Raw genomic sequence first — 21,354 nt, 5'->3', positions numbered from 1 at the left:
CGGCTGCCCGTCGGCGCCGCACCACGGCAGCGGCCTGACCAGGCCGACCCCAGCAGCGCCTGTATGCCGGTCACGTGAGTCGCGCACCAGTCGCACCTTGGCTGGCTGGAGCTGCGGGGCGAGACTGGAGGCGTCGGTGGAGCCGACGTCGGAGGAGGCGGAGATGCTCGTGGACGGTGCCGCCGTGGCCCTCGCCCTCCTGCTGGCCTGGAGCGTCCTGTTCGACCACGTGCGCAGCGCCCGGGAACGGGCGCGGGAGTCGTCACCACCCCTGGCGGCCTTCCCGCCCGAGGCGCTGGAGCGGTATACGGCCAGCGGCGGCCTGACCTGCCCGGGCTACACCGGCGCCATGAGCATCTGAACCAGCCCAACCCTGTCGGCGCGCAGCCCTACAGTGCGAAGGACAAGCCGACGGAGGCAGCCATGACGTCCCTGGAGAACCGCCCCCACACCGCCCTGCTCGTCGTCGACGTGCAGAACGGCGTCGTCGGCAACGCCTACGAGCGCGACCGCGTGGTCGCCAACATCCAGTCCCTCGTGGCGAAGGCCCGGGCCGAGCACGTCCCGGTCCTGTGGGTGCAGCACTCCGACGACGAGGGCCTGACCCCGGGCTCGGAGGCGTGGGCCTACGTCGCCGGGCTCGAGCGCCACGAGTCCGAGCCGCTGGTGCCCAAGACCTACCCCGACGCCTTCGAGGCCACCGACCTCGAGGAGCACCTGGCCGCGCTCGGGATCGGGCGGCTCGTCGTCACCGGCGCGCAGACCGAGGAGTGCATCCGCTCCACCCTGCACTCGGCCCTGGTGCGCGGCTACGACGCCACCCTCGTCGCCGACGCCCACACCTCCGAGGACATGCGCGAGTGGGGCTTCCCGGTCAGCCCGGAGCAGTCGATCGCCTACACCAACACCTACTGGAGCTGGGCCAACGCCCCCGGTCGCAAGGGCACGGTGACGCCCACCGCGGAGGTCGACTTCGCCGCGACCTGAGGGTCGTCGGGCACGCGCAGCGCCGCGGACGCGCAGTCAGTCCGGCTCGCCCCCGCCGTCGAAGTCGACGCGCATGACCACCCGCCGCAGCGTCGGGTGGCTGACCTGCACGAAGCCGGCCTCCTCGAACACCTGCCGGGCACCCACGTGCAGCTCGCCCCAGGTGATCTCCTTGCCCGGCTGGGTGATCATCGGGTACGCCTCGAGCGCCCGGGCACCCCGCTCGCGGGCAAAGTCGACCGTCGCCCGCGCGAGCGGGTACATCAGCCCCCGGCCGCGGTAGCCCTTGCGCACCACGAAGCAGGTCACCGCCCACACCCCGTCGTCGTCCTTGTCCTCGTCCCGCCCGGTCCACGGGATGCGGGTGGTGCGCAGCTTCGGGTATGCCGTCCGCGGCTCCACCGCGACCCAGCCCACCGGCTCGTCCTCGCAATAGGCGACCAGCCCGCTGGTCGCCTCCGCGTCCGGCTCACCGCACGCGGTCTGCTCCTGCTGCATCCCGGTCCGCTCCTCCAGCGTGGAGTCGCGCCAGATCCAGCCGCGGACCTTGAACCGCTGGCACCGGCACTGGCTCGCGTAGTCGGCGGTGCCGAAGACCGCGGCGAGGTCCTCCCAGGACGCCTCGTTGGCGGGGACGACGCTCAGCTGCTCGTCCCGGAACGGCTCGCTCACGGGCGCCAGCCCGCCGGAGGGTCCTCCCCCACACGGCCGTCCACGGCCTCGCGCAGGAGGTCGGCGTGTCCGGTGTGCCGGCCGTACTCCTCGACCATGTCGCAGACCAGCCGGCGCAGGCTGGCGTGCTGGCCGTCCGGCGACGACGCGTGGACGGGCTGGTCGAGCCCGCCCTCAGCGAGGGCCGCCGCGACGCGCGCCCGCGAGCGCTCGACCGCGCCGTCCCAGAGCGCATAGAGCTCCGCGGGCGAGTCATCGGCGGCGGAGGCGAACTCCCAGTCGTTGCTGCCGTCCCAGCCGTTGGCGTCCCACGGGGCGCCGATGGGCTCCCCGCGCATCTTGGTGGTGAACATGTAGTCCTCGCACGCGGCCAGGTGCTTGAGCAGCCCGCCGAGAGTCAGCGTCGAGGCGCCGATGCGGGCCTGCAGGCCAGCCGCGTCCAGGCCGTCCGCCTTCCACCGGAAGGTCCAGCGCAGGCGGTCGAGCGCCCCCAGCAGCTGCTCGACGTCGGTGCCCGCGATCGGCGGCTCCCAGGGGGTGTCAGTCGTCGTAGTCGTCATGGCGTCACCGTAGGACCCATTGCGGACGCATCGCTTCCGCAAATCGTGAGACGCTCCGGGAATGGACGAGTCGAACCCCACCGCGCGGGCGCTGATGTGCCTGCAGCTGCTGCAGGACAGCCCGGGGATCACCGCCGAGAGGCTGGCCGCCAGGCTCGGCGTGTCGGACCGGGCCGCCCGGCGCTACGTCAGCATCCTGCGCGAGGCCGACATCCCGGTCGAGTCCACCAGGGGCCCCTATGGCGGCTACCGCCTCGGCCGCGGGCTGCGGCCGCCGCCGCTGATGTTCAGCCCCGCCGAGGCGCTCGGCCTCGTCATGGCCGTGCTCGACGGCCACCACGACGCCGGCGACGCCACCGGCCCGGTCGGCAGCGCGCTCGGCAAGATCGTCCGGGCCCTGCCGCAGGCGGTGGCCACGCAGGTCGAGGCGGTCCGCCGCACCGCGGCCCCGGCCCCGGACCGCGGCGCCGCCCGGCCCGACCCCGCCACCACCACCGAGCTCGTGCGCGCCTGCTCCGAGCGCCGCCAGGTGCGCCTGGGCTACCGCACCGAGGCCGGCTCGGAGTGGCTCGTCGAGGTCGATCCGTGGGCCGTCGTCGTGCGCCACGGCCGGTGGTACCTGCTGTGCCACTCCCACGCGGCCGACGCCCGGCGTGCCTACCGGGTCGACCGCGTGCACGCCGTGGAGCTGTTGGACGACACCTTCACCCCACCCACCGAGCTGGACCCGGTGGGCATGCTCGAGGACCACCTCGCCGTGGGTTGGGAGTACGACGTCGAGGTCGTCATCGACGCCGCCGCCGAGACCGCCGTGCGCTGCCTCCCCCGCGCCCTCGGGCGGGTCGAGGCGCTCGATGAGGGCACCTGCCGCCTGGTCGGCAGCACCAGCAACCCCGCGTGGTACGCCCAACAGCTCGCGGCGGTGCCCGCGGCATACCGGGTCGTCAGGTGCCCCGAGGTCCAGGAGGCCGCGCGCGTCCTCGGACAGCGGCTGCTGGCCGCTGCGACCGGCGAGGCCACGCTCCCCTGACCTGGCGGCCTCAGGCCTCCACGTCCAGGCGCACGGTCACCAGGTCACCCAGCTCGAGCCCCTCGGCGCGCCGCACGTGCGCCTTCACCGGCACGACGTAGCGCCCGTCCTTGGGGAAAAGCGAGGTGCGCCAACGGGTTTCGCCGATCCGGGCAGCGACCGGGATCATCCCCCAGCCGTAGCTGACGAGCGCGGCGCTCTCCTCCAGCGCGTCGCAGCCCTCCTCCGGCACCGTGATGAAGTGCCACGGCGCGGGGCCCTTCCAGAACCACATCTCGCCGCTGAACTCGAAATTCATGGGCTCAGGGTAGGGGCGGCGGTGTTTGATCAGGGGTGTGTCGATCGTGTTGAGCAAGCCCGGAGTCGATGGGTTCAGTGAAGTCGTGCGGGCGCTGCGGGAGTGGCAGCACGACGGGGCACCGGTGCAGCTGCACCCGGGGGACCTCGGCTGGAACTGGCGGTTCGGCGCAGAGGCGACGGTCGCGGCCGTCCGGACCTGGAGCCGCGACGGACAGGTCCTGGCCGTCGGGCTGATGGACAGTCCCGAGCTGATACGCCTGGCGATCGCGCCCGAAGCCCAGCGCGACGAGGAGCTGGCCCAGCAGCTGGTCGCCGACGTGAGCCAGCCAGAGCGCGGCGTCCTGCCGCAGGGGGACGTGGACGTCGAAGCGCGGTGTGGCGCGCTGTTCCGTGAGCTGCTCCTCGATGCAGGCTGGGTCGCCGGCGAGCCCTGGACACCGCTCCGGCGCGACCTCTCGCAGCCGGTGGAGGACTGCGGCCTGCGGATCGAGGTGACCGGTCCGGAGCAGGCCCACGCGCGGGCCGCCGTCCAGCGCGCGGCGTTCGAGCGGTCGACGTTCACGGAGGAGCGCTGGCAGACGATGGCCGCCGGGTCGCTGTACGCCGACGCCCGGTGCCTGGTCGCGTACGACGGCGAGGACACCGCGGTGGCGGCGGTGACGGTCTGGTCGGCCGGTCCGGGCAGGCCGGGGTTGCTCGAGCCGATGGGCGTGCACCCCGACCATCGCGGACACGGCTACGGCACGGCGATCACCGTCGCCGCAGCAGCCGCGCTGCGGGAGCTGGGCTCGTCGAGCGCGACCGTCTGCACCCCGAGCGCCAATGTCGGTGCTGTCGCCACCTACACGTCGGCCGGCTTCCAGCAGCTCCCGGACGTGCCGGACCTGCACCGGAGCGCCTAGCGCCCTGGTGAACCGACTTCGGCAAAACGCCGCAAACGCCTGACCTGCTGCGTCATCATCGCCGGGTGACGCTCTGGGGGGACACCGCGGCATACACCGTTGCGCCCGGAGCCCCCCGTCCCGCCGTCGACACGGCACACCGCGGTGCGCTCCTGGCGCTGGTCGAGCGTCTGGAGATGGTCAGCCTCGAGATCCCCGGTCGCGGCCCGTGGCCACCCGAGGTCGCCGAAGCCGTCAAGGCAATGCTCCCGCGGCGGCGACGGCTCTCGCCGCGACGTCGGGCACCTGTCTGCACCGACCTCGTCCCCGCGGACAGCCGCGAGCTCGCCCTGGCCGTGGCCGTGGCCCCCTACGCCGACTACGTCGTCGGGATCACCCACGACGGGACGGTCGCCTACGACACCGTGGACCAGGGCACGGACCCGCGGTTCGAGCTGACCGCGACCGAGCTGCAGGCGGCCCAGGACTACATGACCGCCCAGGGCGTCAGCCCGGACCTGCTCGTCCCCGACACCCGCCGGGACACCCACGGCTGACCGACGCCGCCGACGTTGCCCCGGCGCCGGATGGTCAGCTCCCCCAGGCGTCAGCCCGGGTCAGGCAGAACGGGTGGCCGGCCGGGTCCAGCAGCACCCGCCAGCGGCCCTCCCCAGGCTGCGCCTCCGGCCGCGTCGCGCCGAGGTCGAGGCACGCCTGCTCGGCGGCATCGAGGTCGTCCACGGCAAGGTCGAGGTGGAACTGCTTGGTGCCGTGGGGGTTCGGCCACACCGGCGCCTCGTAGCCCTCCACCCGCCCGAACCCGAGCGCGTGCTCCGGCCCGGTGAGCATGGCGTAGTTGTCGTCACCGTAGGCCTGCTGCCAGCCGAGCAGCGCGCTCCAGAACGCGGCGCTCGGACCGGGGTCACCGCAGTCGAGGGTGACCATCTTCAGGGTGGCGACAGGCGGCGGCGTGGCCATGGGCGACTTCTCCTCGCGGTAGGGACCAGGTGTCCGCCCACGCTCCTACGATCCGGCGTATGGGCGATTGGACAAACGCGACACCGACGTCGACGACGGCCGGGATCCTGCGCCCGGAGCAGCTCGCGCAGCGCACGGCCCTGGAGCGGTATGCCGCGGGGCCGGGTCTGCAGCGCTGGGTCGAGAACTACTGGGTGCTGCGGTGGGACCTGCCATCGGGGACGACCCATGCGAGCCAGGTGCTGCCGCACCCGGCGTGCACGCTCAGCGTCGAGTGGGGCAACCCCCGGCCCGAGGCACAGGGACAGCCAGTCGTGCTCACCGGTGTGGTGACCCGCCGTTTCGACGTCGCCCTCACCGGGCGGGCATGGGTCTTCGGCGTGAAGCTCCGGCCCGGTGGCCTGGCCTCGCTCACCGGCCAGTCCGCCCGCCCCTGGCGCGACGCGGTGCTCCCGGCCCGGGCGGCCGTGCCCGACAGCGTCGTCAGCCGGCTGGAGCAGGCCGGACCGGACCTGGCCGGGGAGGAGTGCGTCGCCCTGGTCGAGGACGCGCTGGCCTCCCTGGTCGCGCCGGACCGCCCGGTGGATGACCGCTACGACCGGCTGCTGACCGTGCTCGACGACATGCTCACCGACCGCAGCATCGTGCAGGTGGCCCAGCTCGAGGACCGGCACGCCATCTCCTCGCGAGGGCTCCAGCGGCTGTTCCACCACTACGTCGGGGTCGGGCCGAAGTGGGTCCTGGCCCGCTACCGCCTGCACGACGCGGTCAGTGCTCTCGACGGCGGCTGGACCGGTTCGCTCACGGACCTGGCCCACGCCCACGGGTGGTACGACCAGGCGCACTTCATCCGTGACTTCACCGCGCTGGTGGGCGTCGCGCCCAGCCAGTACCGCAGCCGGCGGGCCTAGCGCTGGAGGCGCTTGCGGCGGGCCGCCTCCACCCTGGCCGCCCGCTCCCGCCGCAGCCGCGAGCGTGGGTCGTCCCGGTCATCCAGCTGCGCCGGGCCGAACACCGACAGCCCGATGACCTTGATGCGGTAGAGCAGCCGGTAGCCCCAGGACAGCCCCTCGTGGTCGGCACTCGTGTTCACGGTGCCCACTTCCCTTGCTTCTCGTGTCCACCCCGACACCTCGACGGTACGCCCGTCTCGCCGCCTCAGGTCCGAACGCGGCTACGCGCTGCGCTGCCCGCGGGCGAGCACGACCAGCGCCACCGCGCAGCCGGCCGCAGCCAGGACGAGCGCGGCGGGGAGCGCCTCCACGGCTCCGTAGCGTCCCCCCGAGGCCACCAGCACCAGCAGCGCCACACCCACCGCCGTCCCGAGCTGGGCTCCGGTGTTGAGCACGCCGGTCGCCGTGGACACGTGCTCCTCGTTCACCGCGGTGCCCAGGTCGTTGCATCCCACCGATGACAACCCGAGGCCCAGGCCCAGCAGCCCGAGCCCCAACCCGGTCAGCACCAGCGTGCCCAGCGACACGGCGACCACGACGTTGCCCGCCGCGAGCAGGGCGGTGCCCACGAGGATCGAGGTGCGCGGCGACCAGCGCCGGGTCACGGACGCAGCCAAGGCGGATCCGGGGACGACGGCCACGCTCAGGGCCAGCAGCACGAGCCCCGCACGGAAGGCGCTCAGCCCCTGCGCCCGCTGGAGGTGGATCGCCAGCAGCACCGCCGTCGAGCTGGTGGCCGCCGTGTTGACGAACGAGCCAAGTGCCCCTGCCGCAAGCCGTGGGTGACGCAGCACGGCCGGGGGGATCGCCGGATCGGCAGCCCTGCGCAGCCACCAGCGCAGGACCCCACCCACCGCCAGCGCACCGACCAGGCACAGCACCGCCGGCACCCGCGACTCCGGGTCCTGGAGCAAGGCCGCGCCGACGACGACAGCCATCACGGCCACGGTCAGGAGCGCAGCGCCGGGCAGGTCGAGCCCCACGGCGCGGTCGCGCTGTGGTCGTGCGCGAACCCGGAGCAGCGCGCCCGCGCCCAGAGCCAGCGCAATGGGGACGTTGATCCAGAACACTGCCCGCCACCCGATGGTGTCTGTCAGGGCACCGCCGACGAAGAGCCCGCAGGCCCCGGCGGTCGCCCCGGCGGCGCTCCACAGCGCCAGGGCGCGACGCCGGGCCGTGGTCTCACCGGCGGTGGCCAGCAGCAAGGTCAGCGCCGCCGGCACGGTCATCGCTGAGGCCACCCCCTGCAGCCCGCGCGCGGCCACCAGCTGCCAGCCGCTGTGGGCCAGCGCGCCGAGCCCCCCGGCCACCGCGAACGCAGCGAGGCCGGCCAGCAAGAGGCGCAGATGACCGTACCGATGCCCCAGCCGGGCCCCCAGGACCAGCAACCCTCCGAAGAACATCGCGTAGGCCGTCGCAAGCGGACCGGCCAGCGCGGGACCGGCATGCACGCCGGCCAGCATCGCCGGGATCGCGACCACCGCGCTGGTGACGCCGAGCACGTCGACGAACTGCACCAGGCACAGCACCACGACGGCCACGGGCATGCGGCAACGCTAGACGCGGCCGCCGACAGCCGCCCGACGAGCGGGACCACGACCCGCCGCGGCTCGGCCGGTGATCGCTGGCTCGTGTCGAAACCGGCCCTCCTCGCGCGACGTACTGGTGAGGCGCGCGCACGACCGGCGGCGCCACGCGATACCGGGGAGGATCAGGACATGACCACACACGAGGGCGCGGCACCGCGCGCCGGGTACGCCGACGTCAACGGCCTGCACCTGTACTACGAGCTGCACGGCGAGGGCAGCCCGCTGGTCCTGCTGCACGGCGGGATGCTGACGATCGACCTCAACTTCGCCGGGCTCATCCCCACGCTGGCGCAGCGGCACTTCGTCATCGGGGTGGAGATGCAGGGCCACGGCCGCACTGCCGACATCGACCGCGAGATCACCCCGGCCGCCCTCGCCGGGGACGTCGTCGCCCTGCTGGACCATCTCGGCATCGACCGCGCCCACGCCCTCGGGCACAGCCTCGGCGGCGCGGTCACGCTGGAGCTCGCGGTCAGCCACCCCGACCGGGTGCGTTCGGTCGTGCCGGTCTCGGCGAGCGTGCGCCCCGACGGCATGCACGAGGACCTCACCGACCCGGCCAAGCAGGCCACCTCGACCCGGATGCCGACCCAGCAGGACTTCATCGAGTTCCGCGACGCCTACCTGCGGCTGTCCCCGCACCCGGAGCACTTCGACGCCTTCCTCGCGTCGCTGTCCCGGTCGGCGGCGGACCTGAAGGGCTGGTCGGACGAACAGCTCGCCGGCATCACCGCGCCGACGCTGATCGTGCAGGGCGACCATGACTTCGTCACCATCGAGCACGCCGCGCTCATGCAGCACCTCATCCCCGGCGCGCACCTGGCCGTCCTGCCCGACACCACCCACATGACGGTGACGCGTCGCGCCGACCTGCTGCTGCCGATCCTCGCCGCCTTCCTCGACTGAGCCCGCGAGGCTGCCGGCACGCGACGATCGTCGCGTGCGGTATGCCGCGCGCTCACCTGCGTGGCACACCACCCGCCTGCGCCGGCGACGTGGAAGGCTGGGGACAGTGAGCCCAGAGCACCCCGAACGACCCCCGCGTCCTGCGTCGAGCCCGGTCGAGCTCGTGCCGGCCACCCGCTCCGACCGGGCGGTGCTGGAGAACCTCGGCCAGCTGTTCCGCCACGACCTGTCGGAGTCCTACGGCCTGCTGCCGAACGCCGACGGCACGTTCAACAACCGGCCGCTCGACAAGTTCCGCACGGGCGCGGACCCGGAGCACCGCGCCTGGCTGATCACCGCGGCCGGAGGGCTCGGCGGCTACGTGATGACCCGGCCCCTCGAGCCGGGGGTCATGATGATCGACGGCTTCTTCGTGGTCCGCGCCCTGCGCCGGACGGGGGTGGGCAGGGAGGCGGCGCGGCAGGTGATCGCGATGTTCCCCGGCCGGTGGGCGATCGGCTTCCAGGCCTACAACCCCGGCGCCCAGCGGTTCTGGTCCCTGGTGGCCACCGATGCGGTCGGCGACGCGTGGTCCACCCACGACGACCCGCCGGTCGAGGGACGCCCGCCGGACAGCTGGGTCACCTTCAGCACCTGAGGGACGGTGTCAGCGCGACGATCGTCGCGGCCGTTTCGGCCGCTTTTCGCGTCGAAACCGTCGAGATGATCGTCGCGTGGGCCGGTATGCCGGTGCCTCGCCTCCGCGGGACCCGCAGCGGCTCTCACAGGTGCGGCGCCCATCATGGGGCGATGCCCCGCATGTCCCGCACCCTGACGGCCCTGCCCCGGCACGGCCTGCCTCGGCACGTCCTGCTGCACCACCTCCCCGGCTTCGTCACCCCCGGGCCGCAGCACGCCATCGGCATCCCCTTGGCGTTCGGTGCCCTGGTGACCTTCTTCGGCGTCGTGCTCGGGCTGATGATGCTGACCGGGCACCTGCGCCACCAGCGCCGCAACAAGGACTGACCCCCGACCCGACCCGGCGAGTCCCCCGGCTGTCGACGTCGTCGCGCGGTTGACTGCTCCCGGGATCCGCGAGTGGTCGGAGGGGGCGACGATGAACGACAACGGTGCCGCGTTCGGATGGGGGACGCTCGCGCTCATCAACGCGGGGCTGGCCCAGACGAAGGGTCGCAGTGGCGTGGCGTGGTTCCTGGTCTCGCTCCTTCTCGGCCCCTTGGCGACGCTGGCCATCGTGATGATGTCGCCGCCACCTCCGCCCCGGCCTGCCGGGCCGCCCGCCACCACTCCCGGCCCACCCCCGGCAGCCACGCCCGGGCCACAGGACTGAACGACGTAGCGCAGCTCCGCGCTGGCCTCGCCGACGGCGGCGGGATCGCGCAAGGATGGGGTGCACCCCTCGGGAAGGAGCACCCATGCCGGAGTTCGTCGGCGCCGTCGACCAGGGCACGACCAGCACGCGGTTCATGATCTTCGACCACGCGGGGCGCGAGGTGGGCAAGCACCAGCTCGAGCACGAGCAGGTCCTGCCGCGGGCCGGCTGGGTTGAGCACAACCCGCTGGAGATCTGGGAGCGCACGCAGACCGTCATCGGCACCGCGATGTCCCGGCACAACCTCTCCGCCACGGACCTGGCCGCGCTCGGCATCACCAACCAGCGCGAGACCACGGTGGTGTGGGACCGGCGGACCGGCCGGCCCTACTACAACGCGATCGTCTGGCAGGACACCCGCACCGACCGGATCGCCTCGGCGCTGGACCGGGACGGCCGCGGCGACGTCATCCGGCGCAAGGCCGGCCTGCCGCCGGCGACGTACTTCTCCGCCGGCAAGATCCAGTGGGTGCTGGAGAACGTCGACGGCGTGCGCGCGGCCGCCGAGCGCGGTGACGCGTTCTTCGGCAACACCGACACCTGGCTGCTGTGGAACCTCACCGGCGGCACGCACGGCGGGGTCCACGTCACCGACGTCACCAACGCCAGCCGCACCATGCTCATGAACCTCGAGACGCTGGACTGGGACGAGGAGCTGCTGTCCTTCTTCGACATCCCCCGCTCGATGCTGCCGGAGATCCGCCCCTCCTCCGACCCCGACCTCTACGGCCGGACCTCCGGGCGGAGTGCGATCCCGGAGGGCATCGCCCTCGCCGGCATCCTCGGCGACCAGCAGGCCGCCACGGTCGGCCAGGTCTGCTTCGCCCCCGGCGAGGCCAAGAACACCTACGGCACCGGCAACTTCATGCTGCTCAACACCGGCACCGAGATCGTGCGCTCGAAGTCCGGCCTGCTGACCACGGTGGCCTACCGGCTCGGCAAGGACCGCCCGGTCTACGCCCTCGAGGGCAGCATCGCGGTGACCGGGTCAGCGGTGCAGTGGCTGCGCGACCAGCTCGGCATCATCAGCGGCGCCGCCGAGGTCGAGCAGCTCGCCGCGCAGGTGCAGGACAGCGGCGGGATGTACTTCGTGCCCGCCTTCTCCGGCCTGTTCGCCCCGCACTGGCGCTCGGACGCCCGCGGCGCGATCGTCGGGCTGTCCCGCTACAACACCAACGCCCACCTGGCCCGGGCCACGCTGGAGTCGATCTGCTACCAGTCCCTCGACGTGGTCAAGGCGATGGAGAAGGACTCCGGGGTCCGCCTGGACGTGCTGAAGGTCGACGGCGGCGTCACCGCCAACACGCTCTGCATGCAGATGCAGGCCGACATCCTCGGCGTGCCGGTCTCCAAGCCCGTCGTCGCCGAGACCACCGCGCTCGGCGCCGCCTACGCCGCCGGGCTGGCCACCGGTTTCTGGTCGACCACCGACGAGCTGCGCGAGAACTGGCAGGAGGACCGCAGCTGGGAGCCGCAGTGGTCCGACGACCAGCGCGCCGAGGGCTACGCCGGCTGGACCAAGGCCATCGGCCGCACCCTGGACTGGGTGGACGTCGACTGAAACGACCGCGGATACAGGCGAAGGAGGCCGTCCCAGGGACGGCCTCCTTCGCTGGTATGCCGGGTGGCTCAGAGCGTGGCCATCTGCCGGACCTGGGTGAGCCGGATCGAGTTGCCGGCCGGGTCGCGGAAGCCGCAGTCGATGCCGTAGGGGCGCTCCTCGGGCTTCTCGGTGAACTCCACGCCGCGGCTGCTGAGCTCCTCGTAGGAGGCCTGGCAGTCCTCGGTGGTGAGGAACAGCGTGCCGGCGAAGCCCTTGCCCATGAGGTTGGCGATCTCGCCCTGGGTGCCGGCGTCGATCATCGGCGGCCCGGGGATCGCCATGAGCACGACGGCGATGTCCGGCTGGCCGACGGGGCCGACGGTGAGCCAGCGGAAGTTGCCCATCTCCGGGACGGTGACGTCCTCACGGACCTCGAAGCCGATCTTGCGGGTCCAGAAGTCGAGCGCCGCGTCCTGGTCGTGGACCCACAGCTGGCAGGTGCTGAGCTTGATCATGATGTCTCCCCGGTGGTGGATGTCGTTGTCCTGACTGGATGCTCACGACGCTAGGTCCGCGGTCGGCGCCGCGTCTTCTCCAAACGTGCTGCGTTGCGGACGGGTGTAGGCGCGCATCACGCAGGTCGGCACCCGGGCGTAGACCATCGGGTCGGGGTAGCGCCGGCGGTAGGCGGTGGGCGACTCCCCGAAGGTGCGGGTGAAGCTCGACGTGAAGGACCCGACGCTCTCCAGCCCGACCAGCATGCAGATGTCGGCGACCGACCGGTCGGTGCTGCGCAGCATCGCGGCGGCGCGTTCGAGCCGGCGGGTCAGCAGGTACTGGTGGGGAGACTCCCCGAACGCCCGGCGGAACTCGCGGCTGAAGTGCGCCCGGGACAGCCCGGCGGCGCGGGCCATGTCGTCGACCGTGATCGGCTCGACGTAGCGCGCGTCGGCGAGGTCCTTGGCCTTGGTCAGGTGCCGGACCGGCGGGACAGCCACCATGACCAGCAAGTATGCCGTGCCGGTCGCCCTCCGTCGCCGGCTTCGCCTCCAAGGCCGGCGCGCCGACGATGTTCATCCCGCGGGGAGGGTGCGGCCGGGCGAGGCCACGGACGAGGGTGCTGGGGTCCCCATCCGGAGACGGTCCCCACCCGGGGACGGCCAGAGGAGGTTCTCGTGCCGCGATACATGTACATCGCCCAGTACCAGCCCGAGGGTGCCAGGGGGGTGGCGTCTGCCGGCGGCGTGGCCAGGCGGACGGCCATCGAGAAGTCGTGCGCCGACGTGGGCGGGCGCCTGGTGTCCTTCGACTTCGCCTTCGGCGAGGACGACGTCTACGCGATCACCGAGCTGCCGGACCACAAGACGGCCGCGGCGCTCGCGCTGGCCATCAACGGCGCGGGCACCACGAAGGTGCGCACCGTCGTCCTGCTCACCCCCGAGGAGGTCGACGACGCCTCGCACCTCTCGGTGACGTACGTGCCGCCGGGACGCTGACCCGACCCACGCCAGGCCCCCGGTGCTCCCGGGGGCCTGGCGCCGCGCTACTGGGGGCCCGGCGCCGTCATGCGGGTGCCGGTGCGACGCAGCGGGAGCGCGATGTCGATGTCCTGGACCGGGGTGCCGAGCGAGGCGTGCCACTGGACCACGCGCCACTGCCCGTCGGTCTCGAGCCGCACGACCCCGGTGAACCGCCCGATCACCCACGCGTCGCCGCCGGCGCCGAGTATGGGTCTGTCGTCGAACCAGCAGACGTCGCCCTGTCGGTGCACCTGCAGCTCGACGCTCTCGCGCACGTCGAGACCGAGCCCGTCGGCGAAGCGCGTCGCGAACCCGGCGCAGGCCTCCTTGTAGCCGTTCCAGATGATCGCGTCGTTGACCCCGATCACGGTGGACAGGTCCTCCGACAGCAGCTCGCCCATCCGGTCGGCATCGCCACCGCGCATGGCGGCATAGACGTCGTGCACCAGCCGGGTGACCTCCGGAACCTCCATGACCCGCTCCCCCTGACGCTCGTGCCCGTACCCGCAGCAGGCCCAGGCAGACCTGCACGGTAGTCCCGGGGCGCTCACGCGGTCAGGCGGTTGCAGCCAGTCACAGGTTCGGCACAGGCCTGGGCGTCCGTGCCCCCGGTGGTGAGGGGCACGGCATACGTCCCGGACAGGGGTCAGCCGGCCGGCTTGGCGTAGGTGGACATGCCGGTGTCGTAGAGGATGCAGGGCTCCTCCCCGACCACCCAGGCGTCGTGGCCCGGCTCCATGAGGAAGGCGTCGCCGGGACCAATGGTCATCTCCGTGCCGTCATCCGCGCGGACGGTCATCTGGCCCGAGATGCACACGCCGGTGTGGCGGACCTGGCAGGAACCGGTCCCGGCGATCGGCCGGACATCCTCCGACCACTTCCACCCGGGTTCGAACGTGCCCTTTCCTATGGTGAAGTCGCCGAACGAGATGACGTCCAGGGCACCGTGCGCGCGGAACTTGCGCGTCTCGTCGGGTGAGTCGAAATGAGTCTTCTCGAGCGTGGCCATGGTGGCTCCTCCTCGCTCGGACGGGATGCGGACAGTGCCGTCCTACACCCGGACCGGAACGACCGGAACCGCTGTGCCGCGTAGGTTTCCGCTCACCACACGGGCTCGGCGGCGGCGTAGCCCCCCACCCGGTGCGGCCAGGCCAGCGGCCTGCCGTCGAGAGCCCCCGCAGGGGCGATGACGTCCAGCCGTCCGTCCGGCGACTCCACCGGGCGCAGCCACGCGTCCACCTCCTCGACGTCGGTCGGCAGCTGACCGGACGCCTCCGGGCGGGGCTGGCCGAGCAGCCACCGGGCGGTGCGGGCGAGGGCGAGCTCGCGGACCTGGGTGCCGCCCTCCCGGGACTGGGCGGTGAGCGCCTCGAGCACGGCAGCGACCGCGAGGTAGCCGGTCCCGTGGTCGAGCAGCTGGCACGGCATCGCGCCCGGCCGGTCCTCGTCACCCTCGACCACGGCGATCCCCGAGGCGGCCTGGACGATGGAGTCGAAGCCGCGCCAGGCGCCCCACGGGCCGGTCGGACCCCACGCCGACAGGGCCACGACGGCCAGCCCGGGGTGGCGCTCCGCGAGGTCGGCGGGGGTCAGGCCGAAGGCGTGGAGCGCGCCGGGGCGGTAGCCGTGCACGAGCACGTCGGCCTCGTCGAGCAGGGTGTGCAGTCGGGCGAGCCCCTCGCGGGTGCGGGCGTCGAGGACGGCGCTGCGCTTGCCGAGCACGGTGTCCCACGTGCCGTCCGGCTCGGGGCGGTGCGGCGGGTCGAGCCGCAGCACGTTCGCGCCCAGCGCGCCCAGGTAGCGGGTGCAGACCGGGCCGGCGATGACCCGCGTCAGGTCGAGCACCCGCAGCCCGTCGGCGGGGCGGTCGCCGGCGGTGCGGGTGCGGGTGCGCGGCTCGGCTCCCGGGATGCTGGTGCGCTCCACGAGGCGGCGGCCGGCCACGGCGCGGCCCTGCGGGTGCCCGTGCCACTCCTGCTCGCTGCGCACGGCGGCGGCGATGCCGCCGGCCCCGACGATGGTCGCCTCGGCCTGCTCTCCCGGCAGCTCCCGTATCGCGCGAGCCACCGACTCGGGCTCGTCTCCGGCTCCCAGCGCGCGCACCAGGGCGTCCCGGTGCCAGGGGTAGTTGGCGTGGGTGCGCAGCCAGCCGTCGGCGGTGGGCCAGAACCGCGACAGCGGGGCGAACGTCGCCGACACGGCGGGCACCCCGCCCACGCGGACGTAGCGTTCGCTGCGGACCGCGGCGGCGACGTGGCCGGCATCGAGGGTGACGGTGAGCGGTGCGCGGCCGCCACGCTCCTGCTGGAAGGAGGCCGCCGCGAGCAGCGCCGTGCTGACGGTCGCGAGGGCGGCCTCGCGGACCGGCAGGTGTGACGGCAACAGCTCGGGGCGGTCGGCGACGCGCACGCCGACCGCCGGAAACGCTGAGGGCACAACGGATCCGCTGTGCACGGCATCCCACAGCTCACGGGTCATCGCACGGCGCAGGTCGGTCACGGCTCGATCATGGACCACTCCGGCGCCGGTCACGAAACGGGACCTTCGGACCGGCGGCCGGGGCCGGGCTTCCGCTGTGCTGGCAGCGGAGGTGGGTCCCATGTCCCGTGCTGTGTCACCGGCCCGACGGCGGGTCGTCCTGGTCGCGGTCGCGGTGGTCACCGCCTTCGCCCTGAGCTCTTGCGCCGCCCAGGCCGACCCGGCAGCGCAGGCTCCCGGACCGGACGCTGCCGGCTTCTGGCTCGGCGTGTGGCAGGGGATCATCGTGCCGGTGGCCTGGGTGGTGTCGCTGTTCAACCAGAAGGTGGGGATCTACGAGGTCCACAACAACGGCGGCTGGTACGACTTCGGCTTCGTCATCGGCATCGGGCTCGGCGCCGGCATCGGCCGCGGGCTGGGGTGGGCCGGCGGCAAGCGACGGTCCTCCTGAGCGCCGACCGCTGAGGCGACACCGCAGCCGGTGACGCCTCAGCCGGCAGCACCTCAGCTGGTGACGTCCTTGCCCGCGAACCGGGCCCAGGCCGCGAGCCAGAACACCACGGCATACCCCAGTGCGAGGGTCAGGCCGCGCAGCGGGCCGTCCCAGGAGATCGGGTCGCGCAGCAGGTCGCCGAAGGACATCCACCAGTGGGTGATCAGCCACGGGTGCAGCCACCCCAGCTGCGGGATCGAGTCGGCGATGAAGCTCGCCACGTTGATCACCACGATCGCGATGGTCGCGCCGATCGGCTGCTCGGTCAGGGTCGACACGAACAGCCCGACGGCGCCCAGCGCGGCGAAGCCTGCGGCGAGGTAGAGCGAGGCGAGCACCACCCGCCACAGCGCGTCACCGAAGCCGATCTGCGTGCCCGACAGCAGCGTCATCGGACCGCCGCCGAACAGCGCCAGGCCCATGACGCAGCCGACGAAGCTGACCCAGAGCGTGGCGATGACGGTGAAGATGACGATCGCGGCGTACTTCACCGCGAGCAGGCGGGTGCGCTGCACCGGGATGGTCAGCAGGTAGCGCAGCGTGCCGATGTTGGCCTCGCCGGCCACCGCGTCGGCGGAGATCGCCGCGACGGCCAGCGGCAGGAAGAGCCCGAGCTCAATGCTCAGCGAGGCCAGCGCGACGAACAGCCCGTTGCCGGTGATCGCCGAGAGGAAGTCCGGGCCGCGGCCGTCGTTGCGCGGCGTGGAGACCTTGACCGCGACGGCCAGCAGGATCGGCACCGAGGCGAGGACGGCCATGCCGGCCAGGTTGCGCCGGCGGCCGAAGATGAGCCGCAGCTCGGACCCCAGGAAGCGCAACGACGCCCGCCGGTGCGGCCGGACGACCGACGCACCCCCGATGGCCGACTCAACCACTGACATCGAAGCCCTCCCCCGTGAGCGAGACGAACAGGTCCTCGAGGCTGGGCGCCTCGGTGGTGAAGCCGCACACCGGCACCCCGGCGCGCACCAGCTCGGCGACGACGTCCTCGGGCCGGACGGTGCCGATGAGCCCGCGGGCGTGGCCGTGGTCGACGGCGACCTCGGCCAGCCCCAGCCGGCGCAGCACGGCGGCGGCGTCCTCGGGCCGGTCGGTGTCGACCCGGGCCCGCGGCTGGGCGCCGGCCCGGACCTCCCCGACCGGGCCCTGGGCCACCAGCCGGCCGACGTGCATCACCCCGATGTGGCTGCACATCTGCTCGACCTCGGAGAGCAGGTGGCTGGACACCAGCACGGTGGCGCCCTCCTCGGCCAGTGAGGCCACCAGCGACCGGACCTCGCGGGTCCCTTGCGGGTCCAGGCCGTTGGTGGGCTCGTCGAGCACGAGCAGCTCGCGCGGGGCGAGCAGCGCCCCGGCGATGGCCAGCCGCTGGCGCATGCCCAGCGAGTAGGCGCGGTAGCGCTTGCCGGCCGCGGGGAGCAGGCCCACCCGGTCGAGTGCCGCGTCGATGCGGGCGGTGGCGGTGGCCGGGTCGGCGCAGCGGTCGGCGGCGTCGAGGCGGGCCAGGTTGGCCCGGCCGCTGAGGTAGGGGTGGAACGCCGGCCCCTCCACGAGCGAGCCGACCCGCGGGAGCACGTCAGCGGCCCGGGCCGGCATGGGCAGGCCGAGCACCTCGTGGCTGCCTGCGGTGGGCTGGATCAGCCCGAGCAGCATGCGGATCGTCGTGGTCTTGCCCGAGCCGTTCGGCCCGAGGAAGCCGTAGACCGCGCCGCGGGGCACGAGCAGGTCGATCTCGTTGACGGCGACCTGGTGGTGGAACCGCTTGGTCAGGCCGGACGTGCGGACGGCGGCGTCGAGGCCCGGGGCGTCACCGCCCCGGGCCTCGGCACCTGCCGCGCGCGACGCGACGGCGAGGTCACTCACTTCGCCGCCAACGCGGCATACAGCGCCTGCGGGGTCACCGCGCCGGCCGCGACCCGGCCGTCGTCGGTGAGGACCACCGAGAAGAGCTTGCCGGCGAGCAGCCGGCCCGAGCCCCAGGAACCGGAGACCTTCGGCAGCGCCTTGAGCAGGGCACCGAGCTGGCCCTGGTCGAGCTTGGCGGTGCTGCCGGCCGGGGTCTGGGCCACGACGACGGTGGCCCAGCCGGTGCCGACGACCTTGGGCCGGTTGGCCGGGGTGGCCTTTGTGGTGGCGTCGGGGTTGGGCTGAGCCATCCCCATCTTCTGCGCGGCCGAGGCGGTGGCGTCGGTGACCTTGGCCCCCGGCGGCGGGTTGAACGCGAACTGCGCCGCGTCCGGACGGGAGAAGTCGACCGCGGTGAAGCCGACCTCGAAGGCCGGTTCGGCCGCGCCCTTGGCGAAGACCTGCACCCGCAGCGGGACGTGCTTGACGCCGTCGACCGCGATGCGCACCTGTGAGATGAGCGAGCGGGAGTCCTTCGGCGCCAGCAGCAGCTCGTAGGCCGAGCGCCCGGCGACGGTGGCAGTGCCGCTGGTGGTGACCCTGGTGGTCGGGTCGAGCGCCGCGAGCGCCTTGTCGGCCGCCTCCTGCGGGGTCTTCGGGATGTCCGTGGCGTCGGGCGCCTTGTGCGCCGACGCGTCCTTGGACAGCGTCCGGTGGGTCGCGGTGTTGTCGCGACTGGACCAGGTCCACAGGTCGGTGCCGTTGAGGATGACGTCGGACTCGCCGAGCTCACCGAGCAGTGCCAGCCGGGCCTTGTCCGGGCCGGCGTACCAGACCCGCAGGGTGTGGGTGCCCGAGACCATCGAGGCGAGGTCGGAGCTGCCCTGACCGCCGGCGCCGGGCAGGGCAGGAATGCCGAGGTCGGAGCGCTGCACGACGGTGCCTGAGAGGCCGTCGAGCCTGGCCTGCTGCACGTCGACGAGCAGCTGGGCGGCGGTGCGGGGCTGCAGGCCGGCGTCGGCGTTGGCGGAGATGGTGCTGACCAGTGCGCCGCCACCGACGAACGTCACGGCGGCGACCCCGGGCACGGCCCAGCGCAACGCGGGCCTCTGGCTGAAGATGCTCATGAGCACATCGTGGCCGGGGCGCGCTGTGAGGCACCTGAGAAGTCACCACGGACCTGCCTCGCCGGCGTGGCTGCTCGTGACAGGCTGGGGCCGTGCGGCTGCTCGTGGTGGAGGACGAGGTGCGGCTGGCGACGGCACTGCGGCGTGGCCTGACCGCCGAGGGCTTCGTCGTGCACGTCGAGCACGACGGCCTGCTCGGCCTCGAGGCCGCCAGGCACGGCGACTACGACGCCGTCCTCCTCGACATCATGCTCCCGGGCATGTCGGGCTACACCGTGGTGAAGACCCTTCGCGCAGAGGACAACTGGGTCCCGGTGCTGATGCTGACGGCCAAGGACGGGGAGTACGACGAGGCGGACGCCCTCGACTACGGGGCCGACGACTACCTCACCAAGCCGTTCTCCTACGTCGTGCTGCTGGCACGGCTGCGCGCCCTGCTGCGCCGCGACGTGCGCGCCCGGCCCTCGGTGCTGTCGGTCGGTGCCCTGCGCCTGGACCCGGCCACCCGCGACGTGAGCGTGGCCGAGGAGCCGGTGCAGCTCACCCCGCGCGAGTTCGCGCTGCTGGAGTACCTCATGCGCCACGCCGACCGCGTGGTCAGCAAGACCGAGTTGCTCGACCACGTCTGGGACACCGGCGACCTGACCGACCCGAACGTGGTCGAGGTCTACATCGGCTACCTGCGGCGCAAGATCGGCCGCGAGCACCTCACCACCGTGCGGGGTGCGGGATACCGGCTGGCCTCATGAGGACCCGGGCGTCGGGCCTGCGCCGGCTGAGCCTGCGGGCCCGGCTGCTGCTCATCGGCGTCGCTGGCGTCGCCGTCGCCCTCGCCCTCGGCAGCGCCGCGCTCTACGGCGTGCTCGTCGTCACGGTCAACCACACCATCGACGCCGAGGCGCGGGCGAGCGCCGCCGACGTGGTCGCGCTCGTCGACAGCGGCCGGCTCTCCAGCCCGATCCCGGTCGCCGGCGCCCAGGTGGTGCAGGTGGTCGACGGGTCCGGCCGGGTGGTCAGCGCCTCGGTCAACGCCGACCGGCTCACCCCGCTGCTGCGGCCGGCCGAGCTGCGGCAGGCGCTGGCGGGGCAGACCACCGAGGTGCCGGGCGCCCGCGCCGGGGTCAACGGCCCGCTGCGCGCGGTGGCGGTGCGGGCCGGACCGGCCGCCACGCCGGTCTCGGTCGTCGTCGCGCTGCAGGTCGGGGACGTGACCCAGAGCCAGCGGGTGCTGCTGCGGACCCTCGTGCTCACCTACCCCCTGTTGCTGCTCGTGCTGGCCGTGATCGCCTGGCGGGTCATCGGGTCGGCGCTGCGGCCGGTCGAGGAGCTGCGCGCCGGCGCCGAGCGGATCAGCGGCTCCGGCCACGACGAGCGCCTGCCGGTGCCGGCCTCCGCCGACGAGATCCACGCCCTGGCGTTGACGTTGAACACCATGCTCGACCGGCTCGACGCGGCCCGCGAGCGCCAGCGCGGGTTCGTCGCCGACGCCGCGCACGAGCTGCGCAGCCCGCTGGCCTCCATGCGCACCCAGCTCGAGGTCGCCGAGCGCCTCGGCGAGGGCGGTGACCTGCCGGCCGAGCTGCTGGTCGACGTCGCCCGGCTGACCCGGCTCGTGGAGGACCTGCTGCTGCTCGCTCGCGTCGACTCCTCGGTGGCACCGGCGCAGCGGGAGTCCTTCGACGCCGTCGCGCTGCTCACCGAGGTCGCCGACCGGTATGCCGGGTCGCGGGTCCCCGTGTCGGTCACCTCCGATCCCCGGCCGGTGCCGGTCCGCGGCGACCGCGAGGAGCTGCGCCGCGCGCTGACCAACCTCGTCGACAACGCCGTGCGGCACGCCCGGTCGCGGGTGGTCCTCGCGGCGACGGCTCCCGCCGGGGTGGCCGTCCTCACGGTCACCGACGACGGTCCCGGGATCCCCGAAGCGTTGCGCGAGAACGTGTTCGAGCGGTTCACCCGACTCGACGACGCCCGCGACCGCGACGCGGGAGGGACCGGGCTGGGCCTGGCGATCGTCCGCGAGCTGGTTCGCCGCTCCGGCGGCACGGTCTGGCTGCTGGACGCCGACCCGCCGCCCGGCCTGCGCGTCGAGGTGCGGTTGCCGCACGCGCGGTGAGCGGCAC

At 73.3% G+C, this 21,354-nt stretch carries 29 protein-coding genes; 15 read left to right on the top strand and 14 right to left on the bottom strand.

Features of this window, described 5'->3' with window-relative positions; translation table 11 throughout:
• Positions 1-136 precede the first annotated feature (136 nt).
• Positions 137-361 (top strand): hypothetical protein, encoded by a 225-nt coding sequence (locus tag ACXVGS_RS09445; protein WP_458530061.1) that lies wholly within the window; start codon positions 137-139, stop codon positions 359-361.
• Between the two features lie 62 nt (positions 362-423).
• Positions 424-987, top strand: a complete 564-nt coding sequence (locus ACXVGS_RS09440) for a cysteine hydrolase family protein (RefSeq protein WP_458530060.1) — start codon at positions 424-426, stop codon at positions 985-987.
• A 36-nt stretch (positions 988-1,023) separates the two neighbouring features.
• On the opposite strand, the gene ACXVGS_RS09435 is transcribed toward ACXVGS_RS09440, so the two are convergent.
• Together ACXVGS_RS09435 and ACXVGS_RS09430 are read right to left on the bottom strand one after the other, a co-directional pair.
• Entirely contained in the window at positions 1,024-1,659 is a 636-nt protein-coding gene (locus ACXVGS_RS09435) for a GNAT family N-acetyltransferase (RefSeq protein ID WP_458531722.1), read from the bottom strand.
• Positions 1,656-2,219 carry a mycothiol transferase gene (locus ACXVGS_RS09430; protein WP_458533195.1) on the bottom strand — a complete coding sequence of 188 codons (564 nt, stop codon included), beginning with the start codon at positions 2,217-2,219 and terminating at the stop codon, positions 1,656-1,658. Before ACXVGS_RS09430 ends, ACXVGS_RS09435 begins: the two co-directional genes overlap by 4 nt.
• A gap of 61 nt (positions 2,220-2,280) precedes the next feature.
• Here ACXVGS_RS09430 and ACXVGS_RS09425 point away from each other — a divergent pair, with 61 nt between their 5' ends.
• Positions 2,281-3,249 carry a helix-turn-helix transcriptional regulator gene (locus ACXVGS_RS09425; RefSeq protein ID WP_458530057.1) on the top strand — a complete coding sequence of 323 codons (969 nt, stop codon included), beginning with the start codon at positions 2,281-2,283 and terminating at the stop codon, positions 3,247-3,249.
• A 10-nt stretch (positions 3,250-3,259) separates the two neighbouring features.
• Here ACXVGS_RS09425 and ACXVGS_RS09420 read toward each other — a convergent pair whose 3' ends face one another.
• On the bottom strand, positions 3,260-3,547 hold the full coding sequence (locus ACXVGS_RS09420; protein ID WP_458530056.1) for a DUF1905 domain-containing protein: 288 nt from the start codon (positions 3,545-3,547) through the stop codon (positions 3,260-3,262).
• Between the two features lie 37 nt (positions 3,548-3,584).
• Between ACXVGS_RS09420 and ACXVGS_RS09415 the strand changes: the two genes are divergently transcribed.
• On the top strand, positions 3,585-4,451 hold the full coding sequence (locus tag ACXVGS_RS09415; RefSeq protein ID WP_458531721.1) for a GNAT family N-acetyltransferase: 867 nt from the start codon (positions 3,585-3,587) through the stop codon (positions 4,449-4,451).
• Between the two features lie 65 nt (positions 4,452-4,516).
• Entirely contained in the window at positions 4,517-4,987 is a 471-nt protein-coding gene (locus tag ACXVGS_RS09410) for a hypothetical protein (RefSeq protein ID WP_458530054.1), read from the top strand.
• A gap of 34 nt (positions 4,988-5,021) precedes the next feature.
• Here ACXVGS_RS09410 and ACXVGS_RS09405 read toward each other — a convergent pair whose 3' ends face one another.
• The gene (locus ACXVGS_RS09405; RefSeq protein ID WP_458530053.1) at positions 5,022-5,408 is read right to left on the bottom strand and encodes a VOC family protein; all 387 of its coding nucleotides are present in this window, start codon (positions 5,406-5,408) and stop codon (positions 5,022-5,024) included.
• Between the two features lie 59 nt (positions 5,409-5,467).
• Between ACXVGS_RS09405 and ACXVGS_RS09400 the strand changes: the two genes are divergently transcribed.
• A complete protein-coding gene (locus ACXVGS_RS09400) occupies positions 5,468-6,319 on the top strand; it encodes a DUF6597 domain-containing transcriptional factor (RefSeq protein ID WP_458531720.1) in 852 nt (283 codons plus the stop codon).
• On the opposite strand, the gene ACXVGS_RS09395 is transcribed toward ACXVGS_RS09400, so the two are convergent.
• Both ACXVGS_RS09395 and ACXVGS_RS09390 read right to left on the bottom strand, forming a co-directional pair.
• On the bottom strand, positions 6,316-6,501 hold the full coding sequence (locus ACXVGS_RS09395; protein ID WP_458530051.1) for a hypothetical protein: 186 nt from the start codon (positions 6,499-6,501) through the stop codon (positions 6,316-6,318). The genes ACXVGS_RS09400 and ACXVGS_RS09395 overlap by 4 nt on opposite strands.
• A gap of 81 nt (positions 6,502-6,582) precedes the next feature.
• Positions 6,583-7,908 carry an MFS transporter gene (locus ACXVGS_RS09390; RefSeq protein WP_458536872.1) on the bottom strand — a complete coding sequence of 442 codons (1,326 nt, stop codon included), beginning with the start codon at positions 7,906-7,908 and terminating at the stop codon, positions 6,583-6,585.
• A gap of 171 nt (positions 7,909-8,079) precedes the next feature.
• On the opposite strand from ACXVGS_RS09390, the gene ACXVGS_RS09385 reads away from it, so the two are divergent.
• The 5 genes from ACXVGS_RS09385 (at position 8,080) to glpK (ending at position 11,789) form a co-directional block, all read left to right on the top strand.
• Positions 8,080-8,856: an alpha/beta fold hydrolase gene (locus ACXVGS_RS09385; RefSeq protein WP_458530049.1), complete on the top strand. Its 777-nt coding sequence runs from the start codon at positions 8,080-8,082 to the stop codon at positions 8,854-8,856.
• A gap of 106 nt (positions 8,857-8,962) precedes the next feature.
• Complete coding sequence (locus tag ACXVGS_RS09380) at positions 8,963-9,493, top strand: GNAT family N-acetyltransferase (protein ID WP_458530048.1); 531 nt, start codon at positions 8,963-8,965, stop codon at positions 9,491-9,493.
• 161 nt (positions 9,494-9,654) lie between these two features.
• Positions 9,655-9,861, top strand: a complete 207-nt coding sequence (locus ACXVGS_RS09375; RefSeq protein ID WP_458531719.1) for a hypothetical protein — start codon at positions 9,655-9,657, stop codon at positions 9,859-9,861.
• A gap of 91 nt (positions 9,862-9,952) precedes the next feature.
• Entirely contained in the window at positions 9,953-10,186 is a 234-nt protein-coding gene (locus ACXVGS_RS09370) for a hypothetical protein (protein ID WP_458533198.1), read from the top strand.
• 85 nt (positions 10,187-10,271) lie between these two features.
• On the top strand, positions 10,272-11,789 hold the full coding sequence (glpK, locus tag ACXVGS_RS09365) for a glycerol kinase GlpK (RefSeq protein ID WP_458531717.1): 1,518 nt from the start codon (positions 10,272-10,274) through the stop codon (positions 11,787-11,789).
• A gap of 68 nt (positions 11,790-11,857) precedes the next feature.
• Here glpK and ACXVGS_RS09360 read toward each other — a convergent pair whose 3' ends face one another.
• Entirely contained in the window at positions 11,858-12,286 is a 429-nt protein-coding gene (locus tag ACXVGS_RS09360) for a VOC family protein (protein WP_458536871.1), read from the bottom strand.
• Positions 12,287-12,328: 42 nt separating this feature from the next.
• Positions 12,329-12,772, bottom strand: coding sequence for a helix-turn-helix domain-containing protein (locus ACXVGS_RS09355; RefSeq protein WP_458530043.1), 444 nt, complete (start codon positions 12,770-12,772; stop codon positions 12,329-12,331).
• 174 nt (positions 12,773-12,946) lie between these two features.
• Between ACXVGS_RS09355 and ACXVGS_RS09350 the strand changes: the two genes are divergently transcribed.
• Positions 12,947-13,267 carry a GYD domain-containing protein gene (locus ACXVGS_RS09350; protein WP_141790390.1) on the top strand — a complete coding sequence of 107 codons (321 nt, stop codon included), beginning with the start codon at positions 12,947-12,949 and terminating at the stop codon, positions 13,265-13,267.
• A 47-nt stretch (positions 13,268-13,314) separates the two neighbouring features.
• On the opposite strand, the gene ACXVGS_RS09345 is transcribed toward ACXVGS_RS09350, so the two are convergent.
• The 3 genes from ACXVGS_RS09345 to ACXVGS_RS09335 form a co-directional block, all read right to left on the bottom strand.
• Positions 13,315-13,764: a nuclear transport factor 2 family protein gene (locus tag ACXVGS_RS09345; RefSeq protein WP_458530042.1), complete on the bottom strand. Its 450-nt coding sequence runs from the start codon at positions 13,762-13,764 to the stop codon at positions 13,315-13,317.
• A gap of 173 nt (positions 13,765-13,937) precedes the next feature.
• Positions 13,938-14,300 (bottom strand): cupin domain-containing protein, encoded by a 363-nt coding sequence (locus ACXVGS_RS09340; RefSeq protein ID WP_458530041.1) that lies wholly within the window; start codon positions 14,298-14,300, stop codon positions 13,938-13,940.
• Between the two features lie 92 nt (positions 14,301-14,392).
• Positions 14,393-15,790 carry a CoA transferase gene (locus ACXVGS_RS09335; RefSeq protein WP_458536870.1) on the bottom strand — a complete coding sequence of 466 codons (1,398 nt, stop codon included), beginning with the start codon at positions 15,788-15,790 and terminating at the stop codon, positions 14,393-14,395.
• A 100-nt stretch (positions 15,791-15,890) separates the two neighbouring features.
• On the opposite strand from ACXVGS_RS09335, the gene ACXVGS_RS09330 reads away from it, so the two are divergent.
• Positions 15,891-16,220 carry a hypothetical protein gene (locus ACXVGS_RS09330; RefSeq protein ID WP_458530039.1) on the top strand — a complete coding sequence of 110 codons (330 nt, stop codon included), beginning with the start codon at positions 15,891-15,893 and terminating at the stop codon, positions 16,218-16,220.
• 53 nt (positions 16,221-16,273) lie between these two features.
• Here the strand turns inward: ACXVGS_RS09330 and ACXVGS_RS09325 are convergent, their stop codons facing one another.
• Genes ACXVGS_RS09325 through ACXVGS_RS09315 form a run of 3 tightly spaced genes read right to left on the bottom strand, consistent with a single transcriptional unit; the run spans position 16,274 to position 19,234 of the window.
• Entirely contained in the window at positions 16,274-17,143 is an 870-nt protein-coding gene (locus ACXVGS_RS09325; RefSeq protein WP_458530038.1) for an ABC transporter permease, read from the bottom strand.
• Positions 17,130-18,125 (bottom strand): ATP-binding cassette domain-containing protein, encoded by a 996-nt coding sequence (locus tag ACXVGS_RS09320; RefSeq protein ID WP_458536869.1) that lies wholly within the window; start codon positions 18,123-18,125, stop codon positions 17,130-17,132. Before ACXVGS_RS09320 ends, ACXVGS_RS09325 begins: the two co-directional genes overlap by 14 nt.
• Entirely contained in the window at positions 18,122-19,234 is a 1,113-nt protein-coding gene (locus tag ACXVGS_RS09315) for a LolA family protein (RefSeq protein ID WP_458531715.1), read from the bottom strand. Before ACXVGS_RS09315 ends, ACXVGS_RS09320 begins: the two co-directional genes overlap by 4 nt.
• A gap of 92 nt (positions 19,235-19,326) precedes the next feature.
• On the opposite strand from ACXVGS_RS09315, the gene ACXVGS_RS09310 reads away from it, so the two are divergent.
• Positions 19,327-19,983, top strand: coding sequence for a response regulator transcription factor (locus tag ACXVGS_RS09310; RefSeq protein ID WP_458530035.1), 657 nt, complete (start codon positions 19,327-19,329; stop codon positions 19,981-19,983).
• Positions 19,980-21,347, top strand: a complete 1,368-nt coding sequence (locus ACXVGS_RS09305; RefSeq protein ID WP_458530034.1) for a sensor histidine kinase — start codon at positions 19,980-19,982, stop codon at positions 21,345-21,347. The genes ACXVGS_RS09310 and ACXVGS_RS09305 overlap by 4 nt, the downstream gene beginning before the upstream one ends.
• Positions 21,348-21,354 lie beyond the last annotated feature (7 nt).

The organism is Oryzihumus sp., assembly GCF_054325275.1.
Note: the sequence above shows the minus strand (reverse complement) of the source record. Positions and strands in the feature narration are given on the sequence as shown.